This window comes from Mycobacterium sp., from assembly GCF_019243155.1.
Lineage (GTDB): Bacteria > Actinomycetota > Actinomycetes > Mycobacteriales > Mycobacteriaceae > Mycobacterium.
In genome coordinates this window covers 1-7,024 of record NZ_JAFAUS010000365.1, presented here as the reverse complement: position 1 = coordinate 7,024, position 7,024 = coordinate 1, and the positions used below count along the sequence as shown (strand labels likewise).

General features: G+C 65.1%; 8 protein-coding genes and 2 pseudogenes. 8 read left to right on the top strand and 2 right to left on the bottom strand.

The annotated features are described in order from the left end of the window. The 6 genes from JOZ00_RS18860 to JOZ00_RS18835 all read left to right on the top strand — a co-directional run. On the top strand, positions 1 to 409 hold a 409-nt coding region (locus JOZ00_RS18860; protein WP_293346306.1), incomplete at its 5' end, for an RHO alpha subunit C-terminal catalytic domain-containing protein. Next, the gene (locus tag JOZ00_RS18855) at positions 393 to 716 is read left to right on the top strand and encodes a hypothetical protein (RefSeq protein WP_293346304.1); all 324 of its coding nucleotides are present in this window, start codon (positions 393 to 395) and stop codon (positions 714 to 716) included. The genes JOZ00_RS18860 and JOZ00_RS18855, both read left to right, overlap by 17 nt. 3 nt (positions 717 to 719) lie before the next feature. Next, a complete protein-coding gene (locus tag JOZ00_RS18850; RefSeq protein WP_293346302.1) occupies positions 720 to 1,934 on the top strand; it encodes an amidohydrolase family protein in 1,215 nt (404 codons plus the stop codon). Beyond that, positions 1,918 to 2,340, top strand: coding sequence for a nuclear transport factor 2 family protein (locus JOZ00_RS18845; RefSeq protein WP_293346300.1), 423 nt, complete (start codon positions 1,918 to 1,920; stop codon positions 2,338 to 2,340). Before JOZ00_RS18850 ends, JOZ00_RS18845 begins: the two co-directional genes overlap by 17 nt. Next, entirely contained in the window at positions 2,337 to 3,443 is a 1,107-nt protein-coding gene (locus JOZ00_RS18840) for an acyl-CoA dehydrogenase family protein (protein ID WP_293346298.1), read from the top strand. The genes JOZ00_RS18845 and JOZ00_RS18840 overlap by 4 nt, the downstream gene beginning before the upstream one ends. A 2-nt stretch (positions 3,444 to 3,445) precedes the next feature. Beyond that, positions 3,446 to 4,267, top strand: coding sequence for an acyl-CoA dehydrogenase family protein (locus tag JOZ00_RS18835; protein WP_293346296.1), 822 nt, complete (start codon positions 3,446 to 3,448; stop codon positions 4,265 to 4,267). A gap of 4 nt (positions 4,268 to 4,271) precedes the next feature. Here JOZ00_RS18835 and JOZ00_RS18830 read toward each other — a convergent pair. Continuing rightward, positions 4,272 to 4,415 (bottom strand): annotated as a pseudogene (locus JOZ00_RS18830) (dihydrodipicolinate reductase); the annotation flags it as partial. Positions 4,416 to 4,603: 188 nt separating this feature from the next. On the opposite strand from JOZ00_RS18830, the gene JOZ00_RS18825 reads away from it, so the two are divergent. Beyond that, positions 4,604 to 4,918 (top strand): DUF4190 domain-containing protein, encoded by a 315-nt coding sequence (locus JOZ00_RS18825; protein WP_293346294.1) that lies wholly within the window; start codon positions 4,604 to 4,606, stop codon positions 4,916 to 4,918. Between the two features lie 6 nt (positions 4,919 to 4,924). Here the strand turns inward: JOZ00_RS18825 and JOZ00_RS18820 are convergent, their stop codons facing one another. Then, positions 4,925 to 6,121, bottom strand: coding sequence for an acyl-CoA dehydrogenase family protein (locus JOZ00_RS18820; RefSeq protein WP_293346292.1), 1,197 nt, complete (start codon positions 6,119 to 6,121; stop codon positions 4,925 to 4,927). 242 nt (positions 6,122 to 6,363) lie between these two features. Between JOZ00_RS18820 and JOZ00_RS18815 the strand changes: the two are divergent. Then, a pseudogene (locus tag JOZ00_RS18815) lies at positions 6,364 to 7,013 on the top strand (TetR/AcrR family transcriptional regulator). Positions 7,014 to 7,024 lie beyond the last annotated feature (11 nt).

The window sequence follows — 7,024 nt, the reverse complement described above, 5'->3', positions numbered from 1 at the left end:
CATGCAGAACTTCGAGCTGCCGCCGGGCGTCAACGTAAAGCGGGTGCCGCAGTGGGGCATCGACTCGTGGCTGTTCTACCCGAACTTCATGCTGCTGATCTGGGAGCCGGGCTGGTACCTGACCTACCACTACTGGCCGACCGCGGTCGACAAGCACATCTTCGAGTCGTCGCTGTATTTCGTGCCGCCGAAGAACGCCCGCGAGCGCCTGGCCCAGGAGCTGGCCGCGGTGACGTTCAAGGAGTACGCGCTGCAGGACGCCAACACCCTGGAAGCCACCCAGACCATGATCGGCACCCGCGCGGTCAAGGAGTTCCTGCTGTGCGACCAGGAAGTCCTGATCCGCCACCTGCACAAGACCACCGGTGACTACGTGAAGGAGTACCAGCGCAATGGCGCTACCGTCTGAATTCGCTGCCCTGGAGCCATATTTGGATTGGGATCTGGCCACCGAGCCCGAGCGATACGCCAAGCGGCTGGCCTCGACGATGGCCGAGATGCAAGCGTTCTACGACGTCGCATTCCCTAAGCTGAACGACGTGATCGAATACTGCGACAAGTTTCCGATGGACGATCTCCCGGACGACGCGAAAAGCCTGATGCACATCATGCAGTCGCTGGTGATGGTGTCGTTCCCGATCGAGGCTTGGAAGCAGCCGCGGGTGCCCGACAGCGGTGCGGCGTGGGTGGAAGTGATTCGGGAGCCGGTGATCTGAGCTGTGTTGACGCTCAAGGCCGCTGGGCTGTTGGACGTCGACGCCGGCGAAATCGTCTCGCCCGGAATCCTGCGGGTTGACGGCGACCGCATCGTCGGTGTCGGTGGCGGCGTCGAAGGTGACGTGATCGATCTCGGCGATCAGATCCTGCTGCCCGGCCTGATGGACATGGAAGTCAACCTCCTGATGGGTGGGCGCGGCGAGACGCCCGGGCTTTCCCAGGTTCAGGACGACCCCCCGACGCGGGTGCTGCGTGCGGTCGGCAACGCCCGACGCACGCTGCGCGCCGGTTTCACCACGGTGCGCAACCTCGGCCTGTTCGTGAAGACCGGCGGCTACCTGCTCGACGTCGCCCTGGGCAAGGCCATCGACGCGGGGTGGATCGACGGGCCGCGAATCGTTCCGGCCGGGCACGCGATCACGCCGACCGGTGGGCACCTGGACCCGACGATGTTCGCCGCGTTCATGCCGGGCGCACTCGATCTCACCGTCGAAGAGGGCATCGCCAACGGCGTCGACGAGATCCGCAAGGCCGTGCGATACCAGATCAAGCACGGCGCCCAATTGATCAAGGTGTGTGTTTCCGGCGGTGTGATGTCGTTGACGGGTGAGGCTGGCGCACAACACTATTCGGACGAGGAACTGCGCGCGATCGTCGACGAGGCGCACCGGCGCGGACTACGCGTCGCCGCGCACACGCATGGGGCGGAAGCGGTCAAGCATGCGGTCGCGTGCGGTATCGACTGCATCGAACACGGCTTCCTGATGGACGACGAGGCCATCCAGATGCTGGTCGACAACGACCGGTTCCTGGTGACCACCCGACGGCTCGCCCAGGCGATGGACGTATCCCGCGCCCCGAAGGAGTTGCAGGACAAGGCCGCCGAGATGTTCCCGAAGGCGGAGACATCGATCAAGGCGGCCTACGAGGCAGGCGTGAAGATCGCGGTCGGCACCGATGCGCCGGCGATCCCACACGGCAAGAACGCCGATGAACTGGTCACGCTGGTCGAATGGGGCATGCCGCCGCTGGCGGTGCTGCGCGCGGCCACGACCACCGCGGCCGACTTGATCAACGTCACCGACCGTGGTCGGCTGGCGAAGGACCAGCTCGCCGACATCATCGCGGTGCCGGGAAATCCGTTGCAAGACATCACGGTTACCCGCAACGTCAGCTTCGTCATGAAAGGCGGCAAGGTTTATGCCAACCAGAAGTGAGGACCTGGTCGAGATCCAGCAGCTGCTCGCCCGGTATGCCGTCACCATCACCCAGGAAGACATCGGCGGACTGATCGGTGTCTTCACGCCCGACGGCACCTACAGCGCCTTCGGATCGACGTACAAGCTGGACAGGTTTCCCGAGTTGGTGGCCGCGGCGCCAAAAGGCTTGTTCCTCACCGGAACCGCGCTGGTCGAAAACCTGGACGGCGACTCTGCCACCGGCACCCAGCCGTTGTGCTTCATCGACGGCTCCACGCATGACATGCGGATCGGCTACTACCGCGACACCTACCTGCGCACCGCCGACGGATGGCGGCTGAAGACCCGGGCCATGACGTTCATCCGCCGCAGCGGCGTGCACGACTCCGGGCGACCGCACGCCATCGGCCGCCCACAGCCGTGAATGTCGAGGAGTTCCGGACGGGTCTGCGTAAGTGGCTCGACGAGAATGACCTGACTCCCGGAGCCGACCACTCGCTGCAGGGCCATATGCAGCAGTTCGCCCGCGTCAGCAGGGCGCTGTATGACGCCGACTGGATGCGCTACGGCTGGCCGGAGGAAGTCGGCGGGCTGGGCGGTCCCGACGTACTGCGCGCGATCGTCGGCGAGGAGGTGGTGGGCCGGCGGCTGGCCGAGCCCGGCCCCTACTCGATGCTCGAGGTGCTCACACCCACGATGATCGACTACGCCCCGCCGGAACTCGCCGCAGAAATGGTTCCGCGGCTGCTGCGCGGTGAAGAGCAATGGTGCCAAGGCTTTTCCGAGCCGGGCTCGGGCAGCGACCTGGCGTCGCTGACGACTCGGGCGGTCCAGGACGGCGACAACTGGATCGTCAACGGCCAGAAGGTGTGGACCAGCTTCGCGCAGTTCTCCACGCGCTGTGTGTTGCTCACCCGCACCGGGCCGGGCTACGACGGCATCACCGCGTTCTTCGTCGACCTGGACTCGCCGGGCATCACCATCCGGCCGCTGCGCACGATGCACGGGGTCGACGAGTTCTGCGAGGTCTACTACGACGACGTGGTGATCCCGACGAGCCGAATGCTGGGCAAGCCGGGAGACGGCTGGAAACTCGCGATGGACCTGCTGCCGTACGAGCGGTCCAGCTGTTTCTGGCAGCGGATCGCCTACCTTTACTCCCGCTTCGATGCGCTGATCGCCGAGGTATCCGGTGGCACGCAGCACGATGGTCACGACGAATTCGAGCTGGGCGCGGCATATCTCGCGCTGCACACCTTGCGTTGCCGCTCCCGCGATACCCAGCACCGGCTGCTGAACGGAGCTCGGCTGGGCCCGGACACCTCGATCGACAAGGTGTTGCTCGCCTCCGCCGAGCAACGGCTATACGACACCGTGCGCGACCTACTGCCCGGCGATCTTGAGCTCGACGACACGCCGTGGCGCTCGGAGTACCTGTACTCACGCGCGTCGACTATTTACGGCGGGACCGCCGAGATTCAGCGCAACATCATCGCCCGCCGGCTGCTCGACCTCGGCAAGGAGTGATCGTGGATCTGACCACAGACTCCGAGGAGTTTCGGCTGCTGGCAGAGTCGATACGCACCGCGATGAGCTCAGCGTCCGGCGCCAAGCTCGACGCGGCTCTGGCCGACCTCGGCTGGCACGAGATGCTGGATGAAATCCCGGATATCGCAATACCTCTGGTGTTTCGACTGCTCGGTGAAACCAGAGCGCATGCGCCGGTTCTCAACGATGTGCTGCTGCGTTCGGCCGGACGGGCACCCGGCGGTGTCACCCCGCTTCCGTTCGCGGGAGGCTCCTGGGTGGTGTGGAAACGCGAAGACATCCCGGGTTCGGCGATCGACAGCGAGTTACCGATACATCCCGTCGCAGAGGGTGATTCGGCCGCGCAAGCCGGCCTTGCCGCCGGGCGGCAAGCACTCGGCTGGTGGCTGGTCGGCGCCGGCCGCGCCATGCTTGCGCTCGCGCGACAGCACGCCTTGGACCGAGTCCAATTCGGCCGGCACATCAGTTCATTTCAGGCGATTCGGCACCGACTGGCCGAAACCCTGGTCGCGATCGAGGGTGCCGAAGCGACTCTGCACACCGCCGCGGACGCATCCGACGATCCGGACGGCTTGGCTTGTCTGCTGGCGAAAGCCGCTGCCGGCCAGGCGGCGCTGACCGCCGCGAAGCACTGCCAGCAGGTGCTCGGCGGCATCGGGTTCACCGCCGAACATGCCCTGCATCACCACGTCAAGCGGGCCCTGATCTTGGACAACCTGCTCGGCAGTGCCCGAGAACTCACTCAAGAGGCAGGTAAGGTGTTGCGGGCCAAAGGATCTGCGCCCCGACTGGCGCAGCTATAGGCCGCTAGCCGTGGCCGAATCCGATCGGGCTCTTAAGCAACGGCAGGTCGGCCATGGTGGCGAAGCCCGGCGGCGCGGCGCAGACCGCCGGCACGGCGGCCAGGACCTGCATGGCGGTGGCCACGCTGGCCGACCGGACGTTCTTGGCCTCCGAGTACACGCGGGCGCCGACGATGCTCAGATCAAGCCGATGGTCGATGATCGATGATCGTCTCGGTGCCCACAGTGCCGATGCCCCACGCAATGACGCGAATCAACGTGACACACTCCGATTTTGTCCAGGCGCTGGTTTTCGGCTGTTTCTGCTAGGAGAACCTACCCCTAGGATTGGCAGACATGGCTCATCCCGAGGCACCGAGAAACCAGGTCGGCATGGCTTCGCTGCTCCTGGGCGGGCTGGCGCTCGTCACGTGCTGGCTACTGGTCGGGGTGCCCCTGGGTATTGCGGCGCTGCTGACCGGTGATATCGCGCGGCGGCGGGTCAGTCGCGGTGAAGCGACCAATCCGCGGGCGGCCATAGCGGGCATGGTGTTGGGCGTCGTGGCGATCGTGGCGGGACTCATCGCCGTCGGCTACTACGCCTGGCTGGATTCCCAGGATCCGGACCGTTTGCAGCGGTGCCTGGACAACCCCGCCACCAACAACTGCTGAGCGCGGCTAGTTGCGCGGCAAGCCGAGGATTCGCGCGGCGATGATGTTGCGCTGGATCTCTGAAGTACCGCCGGCGATGGTCGCGGCGAAGGTGCGCACATACCGGTCGAACCAGCTGCCGTAGTGGCTGTCCAGATTCAACGGCGCGAACGGTGCGGTGACCGTGCGAAGCGCAAGCCCTTGTGGCCCTTCGGCATTCAGCGCGTCCTCGCAGGCGCGCTGCATCGCCTCCGAACCCAGCAGCTTGAGCACCGACTGGGCGGGAACATCCTCTTCCCCACGCGCGGCCTTGGCCAGCGAAGCCGACCCCATCAGCCGCATCGCGAAGCCATCCATCACCAGGGTGGCGTAGCGATCCCGCTGCAACGCCCCGGACGGACCGAATTCGACACACAGCGCGTGCAGCATGTCGGCGTAATCCATCCAGAGCATGGCGCGTTCGTGACCGAGCGATCCGGTTGCCACCCGCCAGCCCTCGTTGATCTCCCCCACCAAGTTCTCCGCCGGCACCCGGACGTCGGTGAAGAAGACCTCGTTGAAGTCGACGTCTTCGTGGTCCGACACCGACGCAAACGGACGGCGTACCACGCCCTCGGTGTCGGTCGGTATCAGTAAAGCGCTGATGCCCTTGTGTTTTGGCGCATCGGGGTCGGTACGCACGAATGTCAACAGCACGTCGGCGTCGTGGGCGCCCGACGTCCACACCTTCTGTCCGTTGACCACGAAGTGGTCGCCTTGCGAATCCGACGAGCGCACGGCACGGGTTTTCAGCGACGCCAGATCCGAGCCCGCGCCGGGTTCGCTCATGCCGAGCGATGCGGTGATCTCGGCGCGCAGGATGGGTATGGCCCAGCGCTGTTTCTGCTCGGGCGTGCCGAACGACAACACCGACGCGGCGATGATGCCTACGCCCTGCGGATTGAAGCTTTGGTACATCCGCCGACGCGACAACTCCTCGGAGTACACGTATTGCTGCAACAACGAGGCATTGCGGCCGCCGAACTCGGGCGGGTTGCCGGGCAGCAACCATCCGTTGTCGAACAGCAACCGCTGCCACCGGCGCGCCCAGTCCGGGACGTCGGAGCTTGACCCCGGGCGCTTCAGCACATCGGGCGAACCGAAGAGCTCGGGCAGATGACTGTCCAAGAAAGCGACAAATTCGGCTCGGAACGCCTCAACGTCGGCGTCAAAGGTCAGCTGCACGTCACTTCCCGGTGGGGTCCTAGAGCACTCGCGCCGCCGGAAGATGATGATTTCCGCCGACGGCGTAGTTCACTCTTGCGATTCCGCTTCCATACACACGTCTAAGAGAATAGTATTCTCGCGGTAAGAAAGTTACAATCTCCGACACGTGATCCGTGAGGGGGTCGAGCGCAGCGATGTCACGGCGTTCTCCGGTAGAGTCCAACCATGTTCTCCCCTCGCGGCAATCTTCTGGGTCGGCCGTGACCACTCCAAGCGAAGAGCCGGCCTGGAAGCAGCGCGCCGTCGAGCGGTCCATCAAGACCGCGAAATTGCGGGCCGCGCAACGCGTTCAGCGCTTCCTCGACGCCGCGCAGGCCATCATCATCGAAAAAGGCAGCACGGACTTCACCGTCCAGGAGGTCGTGGACCGGTCCCGGCAGTCGCTGCGCAGCTTCTACCTGCAGTTCGACGGCAAGCACGAGTTGCTGCTGGCGCTGTTCGAAGATGCGCTGAGCCGGTCGGCCGACCAGATCCGCGCCGCCACCGAAAGCCACACCGATCCGCTGGAGCGCCTCAAGGTCGCCGTTCAGCTTCTATACGAGGCCTCCCGCCCGGACCCGACGGCCAAGCGGCCGCTGTTCACCGACTTTGCCCCCAGGTTGCTGGTCACACACCCATCCGAGGTCAAGATCGCGCACGCGCCGTTACTGACATTGCTGACTGAGCTGATGGAAGCCGCCGACGAGGCCGGCGTCCTGCGCACGACCATCAACGCCAAGCGGGTGGCCGCCATGACCATGCAGACGGTCATGTTCATCGCGCAATCGAGCGGCGGCAATGACGACGCGACGGTCCATCCCATCACCCCGAAGAGGTATGGGATTTCTGCTCACGCGGATTCGTCGCGTAGCGCAAATCACC